The sequence below is a fragment of the Salmonella sp. 2020_1459 genome (genome assembly GCF_043847915.1).
Taxonomy (GTDB): domain Bacteria; phylum Pseudomonadota; class Gammaproteobacteria; order Enterobacterales; family Enterobacteriaceae; genus Salmonella; species Salmonella enterica.
Genome location: NZ_JBCMFA010000004.1, coordinates 319,909 through 334,073 on the forward strand (window position 1 = coordinate 319,909; position 14,165 = coordinate 334,073).

At 52.6% G+C, this 14,165-nt stretch carries 16 protein-coding genes; 9 read left to right on the plus strand and 7 right to left on the minus strand.

Annotated features, from left to right (window positions below):
• Positions 1 to 19: 19 nt before the first annotated feature.
• The 3 genes from rpmG to radC all read right to left on the minus strand — a co-directional run bounded on the left by rpmG (position 20) and on the right by radC (position 1,327).
• Positions 20 to 187 (minus strand): 50S ribosomal protein L33, encoded by a 168-nt coding sequence (gene rpmG, locus ACH0VJ_RS13340; RefSeq protein WP_001051798.1) that lies wholly within the window; start codon positions 185 to 187, stop codon positions 20 to 22.
• Between the two features lie 20 nt (positions 188 to 207).
• A complete protein-coding gene (rpmB, locus tag ACH0VJ_RS13345; protein WP_001519051.1) occupies positions 208 to 444 on the minus strand; it encodes a 50S ribosomal protein L28 in 237 nt (78 codons plus the stop codon).
• Positions 445 to 661: 217 nt separating this feature from the next.
• Positions 662 to 1,327 carry a DNA repair protein RadC gene (radC, locus tag ACH0VJ_RS13350; RefSeq protein ID WP_000380129.1) on the minus strand — a complete coding sequence of 222 codons (666 nt, stop codon included), beginning with the start codon at positions 1,325 to 1,327 and terminating at the stop codon, positions 662 to 664.
• 175 nt (positions 1,328 to 1,502) lie between these two features.
• On the opposite strand from radC, the gene coaBC reads away from it, so the two are divergent.
• From coaBC to slmA, 3 genes are all read left to right on the plus strand, one after another.
• Complete coding sequence (coaBC, locus tag ACH0VJ_RS13355; protein WP_000050176.1) at positions 1,503 to 2,723, plus strand: bifunctional phosphopantothenoylcysteine decarboxylase/phosphopantothenate--cysteine ligase CoaBC; 1,221 nt, start codon at positions 1,503 to 1,505, stop codon at positions 2,721 to 2,723.
• On the plus strand, positions 2,701 to 3,159 hold the full coding sequence (gene dut, locus ACH0VJ_RS13360; protein WP_000976078.1) for a dUTP diphosphatase: 459 nt from the start codon (positions 2,701 to 2,703) through the stop codon (positions 3,157 to 3,159). Before coaBC ends, dut begins: the two co-directional genes overlap by 23 nt.
• A 107-nt stretch (positions 3,160 to 3,266) precedes the next feature.
• Positions 3,267 to 3,863 carry a nucleoid occlusion factor SlmA gene (slmA, locus tag ACH0VJ_RS13365; RefSeq protein ID WP_000818607.1) on the plus strand — a complete coding sequence of 199 codons (597 nt, stop codon included), beginning with the start codon at positions 3,267 to 3,269 and terminating at the stop codon, positions 3,861 to 3,863.
• Between the two features lie 77 nt (positions 3,864 to 3,940).
• Here slmA and pyrE read toward each other — a convergent pair whose 3' ends face one another.
• Together pyrE and rph are read right to left on the minus strand one after the other, a co-directional pair.
• Positions 3,941 to 4,582 carry an orotate phosphoribosyltransferase gene (pyrE, locus tag ACH0VJ_RS13370; RefSeq protein ID WP_000806167.1) on the minus strand — a complete coding sequence of 214 codons (642 nt, stop codon included), beginning with the start codon at positions 4,580 to 4,582 and terminating at the stop codon, positions 3,941 to 3,943.
• A gap of 78 nt (positions 4,583 to 4,660) precedes the next feature.
• Positions 4,661 to 5,377, minus strand: a complete 717-nt coding sequence (gene rph, locus ACH0VJ_RS13375; RefSeq protein WP_001247078.1) for a ribonuclease PH — start codon at positions 5,375 to 5,377, stop codon at positions 4,661 to 4,663.
• A gap of 125 nt (positions 5,378 to 5,502) precedes the next feature.
• Here rph and ACH0VJ_RS13380 point away from each other — a divergent pair, with 125 nt between their 5' ends.
• Positions 5,503 to 6,366 (plus strand): YicC/YloC family endoribonuclease, encoded by an 864-nt coding sequence (locus ACH0VJ_RS13380; RefSeq protein ID WP_000621352.1) that lies wholly within the window; start codon positions 5,503 to 5,505, stop codon positions 6,364 to 6,366.
• Positions 6,367 to 6,415: 49 nt separating this feature from the next.
• Here the strand turns inward: ACH0VJ_RS13380 and ACH0VJ_RS13385 are convergent, their stop codons facing one another.
• Positions 6,416 to 7,318 (minus strand): LysR family transcriptional regulator, encoded by a 903-nt coding sequence (locus ACH0VJ_RS13385; RefSeq protein ID WP_001050866.1) that lies wholly within the window; start codon positions 7,316 to 7,318, stop codon positions 6,416 to 6,418.
• A 73-nt stretch (positions 7,319 to 7,391) separates the two neighbouring features.
• On the opposite strand from ACH0VJ_RS13385, the gene ACH0VJ_RS13390 reads away from it, so the two are divergent.
• Complete coding sequence (locus tag ACH0VJ_RS13390) at positions 7,392 to 8,273, plus strand: HARLDQ motif MBL-fold protein (protein ID WP_001082979.1); 882 nt, start codon at positions 7,392 to 7,394, stop codon at positions 8,271 to 8,273.
• A 250-nt stretch (positions 8,274 to 8,523) separates the two neighbouring features.
• Positions 8,524 to 9,141 (plus strand): trimeric intracellular cation channel family protein, encoded by a 618-nt coding sequence (locus tag ACH0VJ_RS13395; protein WP_000924334.1) that lies wholly within the window; start codon positions 8,524 to 8,526, stop codon positions 9,139 to 9,141.
• On the opposite strand, the gene ligB is transcribed toward ACH0VJ_RS13395, so the two are convergent.
• Complete coding sequence (gene ligB / locus ACH0VJ_RS13400; RefSeq protein ID WP_001241840.1) at positions 9,138 to 10,823, minus strand: NAD-dependent DNA ligase LigB; 1,686 nt, start codon at positions 10,821 to 10,823, stop codon at positions 9,138 to 9,140. The two genes, ACH0VJ_RS13395 and ligB, sit on opposite strands and share 4 nt — an antisense overlap.
• Positions 10,824 to 11,079: 256 nt before the next feature.
• Between ligB and gmk the strand changes: the two genes are divergently transcribed.
• From gmk to spoT, 3 genes are read left to right on the plus strand one after another with little or no spacing between them, the layout of a single operon-like run.
• Positions 11,080 to 11,703, plus strand: a complete 624-nt coding sequence (gmk, locus tag ACH0VJ_RS13405) for a guanylate kinase (protein ID WP_000046966.1) — start codon at positions 11,080 to 11,082, stop codon at positions 11,701 to 11,703.
• 54 nt (positions 11,704 to 11,757) lie between these two features.
• Positions 11,758 to 12,033, plus strand: coding sequence for a DNA-directed RNA polymerase subunit omega (gene rpoZ / locus ACH0VJ_RS13410; protein WP_000135058.1), 276 nt, complete (start codon positions 11,758 to 11,760; stop codon positions 12,031 to 12,033).
• Positions 12,034 to 12,051: 18 nt separating this feature from the next.
• Positions 12,052 to 14,163: a bifunctional GTP diphosphokinase/guanosine-3',5'-bis pyrophosphate 3'-pyrophosphohydrolase gene (gene spoT / locus ACH0VJ_RS13415; RefSeq protein WP_000280481.1), complete on the plus strand. Its 2,112-nt coding sequence runs from the start codon at positions 12,052 to 12,054 to the stop codon at positions 14,161 to 14,163.
• The last annotated feature ends 2 nt before the right edge of the window (positions 14,164 to 14,165 follow it).

Here is a 14,165-nt window from a genome sequence, read left to right on the forward strand (position 1 = left end):
TGTTACATCAAAGCGAGAATTATTTGATTTTCGCTTCTTTGTAGATCACGTGCTGACGGACAACTGGATCGAATTTTTTCAGTTCCAGTTTTTCCGGTTTAGTACGTTTGTTCTTCGTAGTGGTATAGAAGTGACCAGTACCAGCAGAAGAAACCAGCTTGATTTTCTCACGAATACCTTTAGCCATGATTTATTTCCTCTTAGTACTTAGTACTTTTCGCCACGGGCACGCAGTTCAGACAGAACTGTTTCGATGCCTTTTTTATCGATGATACGCATACCTTTAGCAGATACACGCAGGGTGACAAAACGCTTCTCGCTCTCAACCCAGAAACGGTGAGAGTGCAGGTTAGGCAGGAAACGGCGTTTAGTCGCGTTCAGTGCGTGGGAACGGTTGTTACCGGTCACCGGACGCTTGCCAGTAACTTGGCAGACTCGGGACATGTCTATTCTCCAAAAATCAAATTAGCTCGAGCTTCGTATGGGGTATCGGCGCCTCGTCAGGCTTTACAGCCTGGTCATCGCGCAGTTCTATTGAACTCTCGATTGCCAGGCCCAAATGCCAAACCCGAGATTCTCAAAGGTGGCGTAGTATACGCTGACCCGGCGATATGCTCAAGTCCCGAACAGACAAAGATCCCGATGGATCGCGCAAAGAATCTTAAATCCAGCCGCGTTCGGCAAAAGAAACGTACTCTCCGCGCCCAATTATCAGGTGATCGAGCACCCGGATATCCATAAACTGGCAACACTTTATCACGCGCTCAGTGATAAGTTTATCTGCTTTACTTGGCTCTGCGCAGCCTGAAGGGTGGTTATGCGCCAGAATGACCGCTGAAGCATTGAGTTTAATCGCTTCCCGAACAATCTCACGCGGATGCACCTCTACGTGGTTAAGCGTGCCGGAAAACAGGCGGCTGTGCTGAAGCACCCGGTGCTGGGCATCGAGGAAGATCACCAGAAAGATCTCACGCTCTTCGCCCGTCAGTTGGCTTTGCAGAAATTCCCGCGTCATTTCCGGACTCAGCAACGCACTTTCCTCATTCATGCGCACGCTGTAATAGCGCCTTGCCAGCTCAGCAATGCCTTTCAACTGCGCGAATTTCGCCAGGCCGATGCCGTTTACGCCACGAAACTGCGCAAAGTCCGCCGACAGCAGGCCATACAGCGACCCAAAGTGCTGCAATATCTCTTTTGCCAACGTCATAACATCTTTTCCCGGCGTGCCGGTACGTAAAAAAAGCGCCAGCAACTCCACGTCGCTGAGGGAAGCAATGCCGGATCTGAGCATTTTTTCACGCGGTAATAATTCGTCCAACGTATCCATACGCGCACCTCCTTTTTTAAGGAAGCGGCATAGTGGCACAGCCTTTGGGAGAGATCGACGCCCCGATTTTGTTCTTGCGTAGCGCCTCGCAAAGTGGAGCGCAGGCAAAGACACGACGCCGTAGAGATTGTGATAAAATAGCCGCCTTTCAAAGTCACCCAACAGGAAAGACATGATGAGCCTGGCCGGTAAAAAAATTGTTCTCGGCGTTAGCGGCGGTATCGCTGCGTATAAAACGCCGGAGCTGGTGCGCCGTTTACGTGAGCGCGGCGCTGACGTGCGCGTGGCAATGACCGAGGCGGCAAAAGCCTTTATTACCCCCCTGAGCTTACAGGCAGTGTCGGGCTATCCCGTATCCGACAGTCTGCTTGACCCTGCCGCTGAAGCCGCGATGGGGCATATCGAGTTGGGGAAATGGGCCGACCTGGTGATTCTTGCCCCCGCGACCGCCGACCTGATCGCCCGTGTAGCATCGGGTATGGCTAATGATTTAGTCTCCACCATTTGCCTGGCGACGCCAGCCCCGGTGGCCGTGCTTCCGGCCATGAACCAACAGATGTACCGCGCTGCCGCCACGCAACATAATCTGGAGGTGCTCGCCTCTCGCGGCCTGTTCATTTGGGGGCCGGATAGCGGCAGTCAGGCGTGCGGCGACGTAGGCCCAGGCCGAATGCTGGACCCATTAGTTATCGTTGATAAGGCCGCCGCGCATTTCGCTGCCGTCAACGATTTGCGACATCTTAATATCATGATTACGGCAGGTCCGACGCGCGAACCGCTCGACCCGGTGCGTTATATTTCCAACCACAGCTCCGGTAAAATGGGCTTCGCTATTGCGGCGGCCGCAGCGCGTCGCGGCGCAAATGTCACGCTGGTCTCCGGTCCCGTTTCGTTACCGACGCCGCCTTTTGTAAAACGGGTTGATGTCATAACCGCGCTGGACATGGAAGCCGCTGTTCAGGCCGCCGTTCAACAGCAGCACATTTTCATTAGCTGCGCCGCCGTGGCTGACTATCGCGCAGAGACTATCGCCAGTGAAAAAATCAAAAAACAGGCGGCGCAAGGTGATGAATTACTAATAAAAATGGTCAAAAACCCGGACATTGTCGCCGGGGTGGCCGCACTCAGTGACAATCGCCCCTATGTTGTTGGGTTTGCCGCGGAAACGAATAATGTGGAAGAATACGCCCGGCAAAAACGTATCCGTAAAAACCTTGACCTGATTTGTGCAAATGATGTTTCACTTTCAAATCAAGGATTTAATAGCGATAAAAACGCTTTACACCTTTTCTGGCAGGATGGAGATAAAGTCTTACCGCTTGAGCGAAAAGAACTCCTGGGCCAATTATTACTCGACGAGATCGTGACCCGTTATGATGAAAAAAATCGACGTTAAGATTCTGGACCCGCGTGTTGGTCAGCAGTTTCCGCTGCCGACTTATGCTACTTCTGGTTCTGCCGGGCTTGACCTGCGCGCCTGTCTCGACGACGCCGTAGAACTGGCGCCTGGCGCAACGACGTTGGTACCTACCGGACTGGCCATTCATATCGCCGATCCATCACTGGCGGCAGTCATGTTGCCGCGTTCGGGCCTGGGCCATAAACATGGTATCGTGCTGGGCAACCTGGTCGGGCTGATTGATTCCGATTATCAGGGGCAACTGATGGTTTCGATCTGGAACCGTGGTCAGGACAGTTTTACCATTGAACCGGGCGAACGTATCGCGCAAATGGTGTTTGTTCCGGTCGTTCAGGCCGAATTTAATCTGGTGGAAGCATTTGACGCCACCGAACGTGGCGAGGGCGGCTTCGGTCATTCTGGCCGTAAGTAAATTTTACGCATCCCCATAACGTCATAATACTGCCGCAAGCGCTGAGTTTGCGGTTATAGCGTGGGTGCTCGCCTGGCAAGTGCTTATTTTCAGGGGTATTTTGTAACATGGCAGAAAAACAAACTGCGAAAAGGAATCGTCGCGAAGAAATACTTCAGTCACTGGCGCTGATGCTTGAATCCAGCGATGGAAGCCAACGCATCACGACGGCAAAACTGGCGGCCTCGGTCGGCGTTTCAGAAGCGGCGCTATACCGCCATTTTCCCAGCAAGACCCGCATGTTCGATAGCCTGATTGAGTTTATCGAAGATAGTCTGATTACCCGTATCAATCTGATTTTAAAAGATGAAAAAAACACCAGCACGCGTTTGCGCCTGATTGTGTTGCTGATTCTGGGTTTTGGCGAACGCAACCCTGGCCTGACGCGCATTCTTACCGGGCACGCGCTGATGTTTGAACAGGATCGCCTGCAGGGGCGCATTAATCAGCTTTTTGAACGCATCGAAGCGCAGCTCCGCCAGGTGCTACGAGAAAAAAGAATGCGTGAAGGCGAAGGCTACACGACGGATGAAAATCTGCTGGCAAGCCAACTGTTAGCCTTCTGTGAAGGTATGCTTTCACGGTTCGTGCGTAGCGAATTTAAATACCGCCCAACGGACGATTTCGACGCCCGCTGGCCGCTCATTGCCGCTCAGCTACAGTAACGCTGACTGGATAGTGGCTCACGCCTTATCCAGGCGACAGAAACATAGGCCCGGTAAAGCGCCACCGGGCAATTCGCTTACACGCCAAATTCTTCCCGGTATGCTCGCACAGCCGCCAGATGCTCAGCCATATCAGGTTTTTCTTCCAGATAGGCAATCAGGTCTTTCAGCGTAATGATGGAGATAACCTTACAACCATAGTCGCGCTCCACTTCCTGAATCGCGGAAATCTCGCCGCGGCCACGTTCCTGACGATCCAGCGAAATCAGTACGCCAGCCAGCGTAGCCCCGTGCGCCTGAATAATCTCCATTGACTCGCGAATCGCCGTACCTGCGGTAATCACGTCATCCACCAGCATCACGCGGCCCTGTAGCGCGCTGCCCACCAGGCTCCCGCCTTCACCATGATCTTTTGCCTCTTTGCGGTTAAAGCAGTACGGCAGGTCTTTATCGTGATGTTCCGCCAGCGCAACCGCCGTCGTCGTCGCGATCGGAATACCTTTGTACGCGGGGCCAAACAGCAGATCAAATTCAATACCGGAATCCACCAGCGCTTCGGCATAAAAACGGCCTAACAACGCCAGGTCGCGCCCGGTATTAAACAGCCCGGCGTTGAAGAAATAGGGGCTTTTGCGCCCGGATTTCAGCGTAAACTCGCCAAACTTTAGTACCTGCTTGTTAAGCGCAAACTCAATAAACTGGCGCTGATACGGTTTCATGGATTCGCTCCTTTTCTTACTTTCATCATTTACGAAATTTACGGACAAAAAAAAGGCGACTTTTCAGTCGCCTTAAAATCAATTTTCTAACGCCGCCTTCTGCGTCGCCACAATGGATTCAATTCCCCCTCGGGCCAGCGCCAACAAAGTGAGAAGTTCTTCATGGCTGAACGGCTCGCCTTCCGCGGTACCCTGTACTTCAATAATACGGCCGTCTTCAGTCATCACGACGTTCATGTCGGTTTCTGCTGCGGAATCTTCAACATATTCCAGATCGCAGATCGCTTCGCCGTTAACGATGCCTACGGAAACCGCCGCCACCATGCCTTTCATCGGATTGGTTTTCAGCTTACCGTTGGCAACCAATTTATTCAGCGCATCCGCCAACGCCACGCAGGCACCGGTAATAGACGCTGTACGCGTACCGCCATCGGCCTGGATTACATCGCAGTCCAGCGTAATGGTAAATTCGCCGAGCGTTTTCAGATCGACCGCCGCACGCAGCGCACGCGCGATCAAACGCTGAATTTCCATAGTACGGCCGCCCTGCTTACCCTTTGCCGCTTCGCGCGCGTTACGGGTATGGGTAGCGCGAGGCAACATGCCATACTCTGCGGTGATCCACCCCTGGCCTTGTCCTTTCAGAAAACGTGGAACGCCCTCTTCAATGGAGGCAGTGCACAACACTTTGGTATCTCCAAATTCGACCAGTACCGAGCCTTCAGCGTGTTTTGTATAGTTACGGGTCAGGGTTACGGGACGCACCTGATTAGCGCTACGGCCTGCTGGACGCATATTGAGATCTCCGGCTTAAAACGAATGTGGCTGCGCATTATACGGACTTCCGATGGTTATTCCTATCCTGACAAGGCCTGGATAGCTATAATCCCCTCATCTCTCCTTTAAAAACGGGAACATCTATGATCCGCAGTATGACCGCCTACGCCCGGCGTGAAATCAAGGGTGAATGGGGTAGCGCGACCTGGGAAATGCGCTCGGTAAACCAGCGTTATCTGGAAACTTACTTTCGTCTGCCGGAACAGTTCCGTAGTCTTGAACCCGTCGTGCGCGAACGCATTCGTACACGCCTGACGCGCGGCAAAGTCGAATGTATGCTGCGTTTTGAACCCGATGCCAGCGCGCAAGGCGAGCTTATTCTGAATGAAAAGCTCGCGAAACAATTAGTTAGCGCCGCAAACTGGGTCAAAATGCAGAGCGACGAAGGGGAAATCAATCCGGTTGATATTTTGCGCTGGCCAGGTGTCATGGCGGCGCAAGAGCAGGATCTGGACGCGATTGCCGCAGAAATTTTAGCCGCACTGGACGGTACGCTGGATGACTTTATCGTCGCGCGCGAAACGGAAGGCCAGGCGCTGAAAGCGCTGATTGAACAACGGCTGGAAGGCGTCAGCGCCGAAGTAGCGAAAGTCCGCGCGCATATGCCGGAAATCCTGCAATGGCAGCGTGAGCGCCTGGTCGCGAAGCTGGAAGATGCTCAGGTTCAGTTGGAAAACAACCGTCTGGAGCAAGAGCTGGTGATGATGGCGCAACGCATTGATGTGGCGGAAGAGCTGGATCGTCTGGAAGCGCACGTCAAAGAGACTTACAACATTCTGAAGAAAAAAGAGGCGGTAGGTCGCCGTCTGGACTTCATGATGCAAGAATTTAACCGTGAGTCGAACACCCTGGCCTCCAAATCCATCAACGCGGATGTAACTAACTCCGCTATTGAATTAAAAGTGTTGATCGAGCAAATGCGCGAGCAAATCCAGAATATTGAATAATTCTGGCGCTCAATATGTCACAGAGCCCGCCTTATGCGGGCTCTCGCGTTTATCGGTAGTACGTTTTTAATTTCCGGCGAATAGCGTCGATAAGGCGTCGCTTCCACTCTACCGTTGAAGCCCGATACTGCATAAAAATAGCGCCTTCCGCCTGCTCCCCGGCAAGCGGCAGGACAAAAAGACCGCGCTTATCGGATAAATTTTCATACCAGGGGCGCGGTACAATCGCCATTAGCGGCGCCGACTGGACAGCAGGCGCAAGTTGACTGTAATCATGACAAACAAACGCCAGCGGACGTTCAAACCCGGCACGAGCCTGCTGCCTGTCCAGTTCGTTGTTCTCTTTTGTCCACGGCAAACAGTAAATGTGTTGATAATGCTGTAGATCAGCAAAATTCAACGCTGTGGCATTCTCCAGACGTGAACGCAATGGCGCGCCATAAACCGCGATCAAACGCGTAGTCCCCACCCGCTCGTAATGCAGAGCGCTGACCTGCTTTTGATGGTCGCCAATTGCCAGCACCAAATCAACCGAGCTATCCAACAGTTCATCACGCCAGGGTCGGCGGGCAAAAGGAAGGCACTCGATCACCGCCTGATGAAGATGACCTTTCTCTGCGAGAACGGGCGTAAGCAGCGCGTTCAATGCGGGAGGAAGTACCACCCGAAAACAACGGGAGCCGTTCTCTTTATCGCCAAACAGCTCCTCATTAAGCGAAACAAACACAGGCGCCAATTTGTCACGCAGCGCCTGCGCATAAGGCGTAGCAATCTGGCGGTTCCCTTCCCGTCGAAACAACGGGTCGTTTAGCGCATCGCGCAATCTCATTAACGCATGACTTACCGCAGAAGGCGATAAAGCCAGCTTTTGCGCCGTTTTCCCCGTAGAGCTCGTCTCCAGCAGCACATACAGTACTTTTAACAGGTTCATATCCATTTGCAGCAAGTTCATTAAACGTCTCTCTTATTGAACCTGGCTAAATTACTGCCAGGTATACTGCGGGCGCTTCAATCAGGAGAACATTATGAATCGCTATGCATTATTCCTTGTATGTATATTTTCAACATCAGCACTTCCTGCCATGGCGGCATTAGATCCTTCACAACCGTTATCACCCGCGCCTCCGTTATCACTGTTTAAAGCGTGGGCTAAGCCTATAAAGCCGTTTCAAATCACAGAAGGCGTGTGGTATGTCGGTACGAAAAATCTCTCTTCTATTCTGCTGACCACTCCGGCAGGGCATATTCTTATTGATGCGGGGCTGGATGAAAGCGCACCGCAAATTAAAGCGAATATTGAAGCGGCAGGATTCCGCCTCACAGACGTGCGCTATCTGTTGAACAGCCATGCGCGGCTGGATCAAGCGGGGGGCATGGCACGTTTGAAAGCGTGGAGCGGCGCACAATTGGTCGCCAGCCAACCCAACGCCGATCAGATGGCGAGGGGTGGACGAGAGGATTTTGCGCTTGGCGATGCGCTCCCCTTCCCGCCCGTCACCACCGATAAAATTATCCACAACCAGGAAAGCATCAGCCTCGGAGGGATAACCGTGACAGCGCTATTCACGCCTGGACATCTACCCGGCTCAACCTCCTGGCGCGTAACGCTCCGCAACGGCAAGACGCTAATTTACGCAGATAGTCTCGCCACACCTGACTATCTGCTGATTAACAACAAAAATTACCCTGACCTGGTTACTGATATTCAGAGCAGCTTTAAGACACTGGCCGCCCAGCATGTTGATATCTTTATTGCCAACAAAGGTGACCGCTTCGGGCTACTGGAGAAACGACAGCAACTTCGCAACGGCGATACACAGGCTTTCTTTGATTCCAATGGCTTGCAACAGTATGTGGAACGCTCGCGCCAGCGCTTCATCACACAACTTACCGCACAGCAGCCATAATGAAATGATTCACCGGCGGCGCGTCCAGGGCGCCGTTCTTTTAAATTATCTAAGTCAAAACAGAAAAACCTCGCATACAATAAACCACAAAAATGATGTTCAATTTATTGATATTTATAATAAATAATTATTAATCATAAATTTAAAATCATTACTAAAATTTATTAATCGTGTAATGCCTTAGAAAATCTCAATCGTGATACAGCGCACAAATCGTTAATCTTCGCCCCCAGTAAATTAGGGGGAAATCATGCTGTTGCACGTTCTTTATTTAATTGGCATCACTGCCGAGGCCATGACGGGCGCACTCGCTGCGGGTCGTCGTCGCATGGATACATTCGGCGTAATTATTATTGCTACCGCCACCGCCATTGGTGGAGGCTCGGTTCGCGACATTCTGCTCGGTCACTATCCGCTGGGTTGGGTGAAGCATCCCGAATATGTCATTATTGTGGCGACTGCCGCTGTATTGACCACCATTGTTGCCCCCGTCATGCCCTATTTACGCAAGCTTTTCCTGGTACTTGACGCGCTGGGGTTGGTGGTTTTCTCTATTATTGGCGCTCAGATAGCCCTTGATATGGGCGAAGGGCCAATTATCGCCGTGGTGGCCGCCGTCACTACTGGCGTCTTTGGCGGCGTGCTCCGCGATATGTTCTGCAAACGCATTCCACTGGTGTTTCAAAAAGAGCTATATGCCGGCATTTCGTTCGCCTCGGCGGTGCTCTATATTGCGCTGCAACATTACGTCATGAATCCGGATGTCGTCGTTATCTCTACGCTACTGTTTGGCTTTACAGCAAGGTTATTAGCGCTACGTCTTAAACTTGGCCTGCCGGTATTTTATTACCGCCATGAAGGGCACTAAGACCCAAATCCGGGAATATGCTGAGCAGCCAGCCATCTGCTCAGCGCTTTGATCTGCAGATTATTCCGCCAGTCGATGACTCTCCCGGCACGACGCTCGCCCGTCGCTGGTAACTGCCGCCAGTGTTGCTCTGTTCGCATTAATAACTGCTCCCATGAACGATCGCCGCTGGCCTGTAATGCAGCCTGCGTTAAGGGGATATCCATCGCCATGATCCAGCGGGTAAACGGCTGCCGGCGCGCCAGGTTAAATTGCCGCCATATCTGCTCGCTTTTTCCTTTAGCAAAGCCTGGCGTGTTGGCTATTTGCGCTGACGTCAGGGTAAGCCAGGAGAAGATATGCTCAAAGCGATGCGTCTGATGCAAGGCCCGCCAGCTGGCTTCACCCATTCCGTCCAGACCCAACGCCGACCGTGACCCCAGCCATATCAGCCTGGAGATAAACTGTTCCTGACACGTTGCCGACGCGTAAAAGCAGGTCAGCGAGTTGAAATGGCTATCAGGCGGTACAGGCTTACTCCGCTCACGACTCCGCCAGACGACCTCATCAAGCCGGGGAATGCCTTGCCCGGCCAGACTCACCAGGATCTGATCGCCCGGCGCGATATCCCACGCTTCCCAACGTTTCACAGAACCGATATTGACCCGCTGAACCCGCTTATCATCCAATATAACGGGGACAAGCGACGCTACTACGGTAATTTTGCCGCTTTTCCCCACCGAGAACTGAATAGCGCTCACTTGCGCGACCTGCGCTACTGGCGGATATTTCCATGCTGCCAGCCAGTCGCCCTGCCCGGGTCGCCAGTATTGTGACGCGGGCTCTTTAGCCATGCGTATCACTACGCCATCCGTCACAAAGGGCAACGCTGACGTCAGCCATGACTGGCGCGCCCGCTCGACCTCGCTGGCATCTTTTACCACCAGGGAATATTTCTTCGTCAGACTGAATCCAGCCTTAGCAAGTTGGCTTAATCTTTCGGGCATATTTGCCGGACCGTCCGGCCACGCCCAAATAAAAATACCCAACGAATTTAGCGCGGAGGCGTTATCCTGGCGCATTAACATTCCTGCGACTTTCGAGCGCGCATTCATCCCGCCCATCCGTTGCTGGATATGTCCCTCGCGCTGTAGAAAGATTTCGCCCTGCAACACCGCGTTAGCAAGCGCGCCTTGTGTTGACTGCGGTATAGAGGGGATCAGGCGAATTTTTGGCGTCCAGTCCTCGCCTTGTAGTCCGTTACCCCGGCTGATAGCCCTGGCCAGTTTACCGTTTTGATAAACCAGTGTTACCGCTACGCCATCCACTTTTGGTTGTACCCAAAGCTCGCTGCGCCCGCGCATCCACTGTTCTACCGCCTGTCGGTCCGCGAGTTTACGTACGCCCGTGTGCGCAACAGGGTGCATTGTTGTACCGTTTAACGGCGGTGAAACCGGAGTAGATGAAACATCCTGACCAACACAGCGTTGCCACTGAACCAGCCTTGCGCTGAGCTGGTCGTACACACTATCGTCAACCGCGCTAACACCTTGTTTCCAGTAGATGTCATTCCAGTCAGCGAGCTGTTGCTGTAAACGGGTGATTTCTTCAGCGGCCCTTGCTGGCGGCCAGGCCGGGCAAAGCGCCCCACTCTGCGAATGCCACAATAAAATTCCCCACGCCATACTTTTCCATAATCTCATCACAACCTCCTGCGCACATTGCCCGGCAGGTATAGCGCTTTAGTGAATAAAAACCGACAGGTAAAAATGCACCATCCGAGCCGCTTTCCAGATTTTTTGGTGGGTTGCTGCAACGACGCGATAAAAGCGGAAAAAGGGACGCAAAATGCAATAATCTGGCGCAAAAAGTGTGACAAAGACTACGTCGCATAACGGCGATGTGTATAATAAGCCCGTATCAAGGCTCTATTTCGATAATCACAGACGTAAGATACTCATGGCTCAAGGTACGCTTTATATTGTTTCTGCCCCCAGTGGCGCGGGTAAATCCAGCCTGATTCAGGCTTTATTAAAAACCCAACCGTTGTATGACACTCAGGTTTCCGTTTCACATACCACGCGCGCGCCGCGTCCGGGTGAAGTGCACGGTGAGCACTATTTCTTTGTAAATCATGATGAGTTTAAAACCATGATTGGCAGGGAGGCGTTTCTGGAGCACGCGGAAGTGTTTGGCAATTACTACGGCACTTCGCGCGAAACCATTGAGCAAGTGCTGGCAACCGGCGTTGATGTTTTTCTGGATATCGACTGGCAGGGCGCCCAGCAAATTCGCGAAAAGATGCCGCAAGCACGCAGCATTTTTATTTTGCCGCCATCAAAGATCGAATTGGATCGCCGTTTACGCGGCCGCGGGCAAGATAGCGAAGAAGTCATTGCCAAACGAATGGCGCAAGCGGTTGCAGAAATGAGCCATTACGCCGAATATGATTATCTTATTGTGAATGACGACTTTGATACCGCGTTAAGCGACTTGAAAACCATCATTCGCGCTGAACGTCTGCGTATGAGCCGCCAAAAGCAGCGTCATGACGCTTTAATCAGCAAATTGTTGGCAGACTGAACCCACTTTCAGTATCATGCCCAGTCATTTCTTCACCTGTGGAGCATTTTAAGTATGGCACGCGTAACTGTTCAGGACGCTGTAGAGAAAATTGGTAACCGTTTTGACCTGGTACTGGTCGCCGCGCGTCGCGCTCGTCAGATGCAGGTAGGCGGAAAGGATCCGCTGGTACCGGAAGAAAACGATAAAACTACCGTTATCGCGCTGCGCGAAATCGAAGAAGGTCTGATTAACAACCAGATCCTCGACGTCCGCGAGCGCCAGGAACAGCAAGAGCAGGAAGCCGCTGAATTACAAGCCGTTACCGCTATTGCTGAAGGTCGTCGTTAATCACAAAGCGGGTCGCCCTTGTATCTGTTTGAAAGCCTGAATCAACTGATTCAAACCTACCTGCCGGAAGACCAGATTAAGCGTCTTCGGCAGGCGTATCTCGTTGCACGTGACGCTCACGAGGGCCAGACACGTTCAAGCGGTGAACCCTATATCACGCACCCGGTAGCGGTGGCCTGTATTCTGGCCGAGATGAAACTCGACTACGAAACGCTGATGGCCGCTCTGCTGCATGACGTGATTGAAGATACCCCCGCCACCTATCAGGACATGGAACAGCTTTTCGGTAAAAGCGTTGCCGAGCTGGTAGAGGGGGTGTCGAAACTTGATAAGCTCAAGTTCCGCGATAAGAAAGAGGCGCAGGCCGAAAACTTTCGCAAAATGATTATGGCGATGGTGCAGGATATCCGCGTCATTCTTATTAAGCTTGCTGACCGTACCCATAACATGCGCACGCTGGGCTCGTTACGCCCGGATAAACGTCGTCGTATTGCCCGTGAAACCCTCGAAATCTACAGCCCGCTGGCGCACCGTTTAGGTATTCATCACATTAAAACCGAGCTGGAAGAGCTGGGTTTTGAAGCGCTGTATCCCAATCGTTACCGCGTCATCAAAGAAGTGGTAAAAGCGGCGCGCGGCAACCGTAAGGAGATGATCCAAAAAATCCTCTCTGAAATCGAAGGACGCTTGCAAGAGGCGGGAATTCCGTGTCGCGTTAGCGGTCGCGAAAAACATCTTTACTCGATCTACTGTAAAATGGTGCTCAAAGAGCAGCGTTTTCACTCGATCATGGACATTTACGCTTTCCGCGTGATCGTTCATGACTCCGATACCTGCTATCGCGTACTCGGCCAGATGCACAGTCTCTATAAGCCGCGTCCGGGACGCGTGAAAGACTATATTGCCATTCCCAAAGCGAACGGCTATCAGTCTTTGCACACCTCGATGATCGGCCCGCACGGCGTTCCTGTTGAAGTCCAGATCCGTACCGAAGACATGGATCAGATGGCGGAAATGGGGGTTGCGGCGCACTGGGCATATAAAGAACACGGTGAGACCAGCACCACGGCGCAGATCCGCGCCCAGCGCTGGATGCAGAGCCTGCTGGAGCTACAACAGAGCGCCGGTAGTTCGTTTGAATTTATCGAAAGCGTAAAATCCGATCTCTTCCCGGATGAGATTTACGTTTTCACCCCGGAAGGACGCATTGTCGAGCTGCCCGCTGGCGCTACGCCGGTGGATTTTGCCTATGCAGTGCATACCGACATCGGTCACGCCTGCGTCGGCGCGCGTGTCGACCGGCAGCCTTACCCGCTGTCGCAGCCGCTTAGCAGCGGTCAGACCGTCGAAATTATTACCGCGCCGGGCGCGCGTCCCAACGCCGCCTGGCTGAACTTTGTCGTCAGCTCTAAAGCGCGCGCTAAAATTCGTCAGTTGCTGAAAAACCTCAAACGTGATGACTCCGTAAGCCTGGGCCGTCGTCTGCTTAACCATGCTTTAGGCGGCAGTCGTAAGCTGGCGGAAATTCCGCAGGAAAATATTCAGCGCGAACTGGATCGTATGAAGCTGGCAACGCTTGACGATCTGCTGGCGGAAATCGGTCTCGGCAACGCGATGAGCGTAGTGGTCGCGAAAAATCTGCAGCAAGGCGAAGCCGTGGTGCCGACCGTTGCGCAATCGAATCACGGCCACCTGCCGATTAAAGGCGCGGATGGCGTGCTTATCACCTTTGCGAAGTGTTGTCGTCCGATCCCAGGCGACCCGATCATCGCTCACGTAAGCCCAGGTAAAGGACTGGTGATCCACCATGAATCCTGCCGTAATATCCGTGGATACCAGAAAGAGCCAGAGAAATTTATGGCGGTCGAATGGGACAAAGAGACGGAGCAGGAATTCATTACCGAAATCAAGGTGGAAATGTTTAACCATCAGGGCGCGCTGGCTAACCTGACGGCGGCGATTAATACCACCACCTCCAATATTCAAAGCCTGAATACTGAAGAGAAAGATGGTCGCGTCTATAGTACCTTTATTCGCCTTACCGCACGCGATCGCGTACATCTGGCGAATATCATGCGCAAAATCCGCGTGATGCCAGACGTTATTAAAGTCACCCGTAACCGAAACTAGCG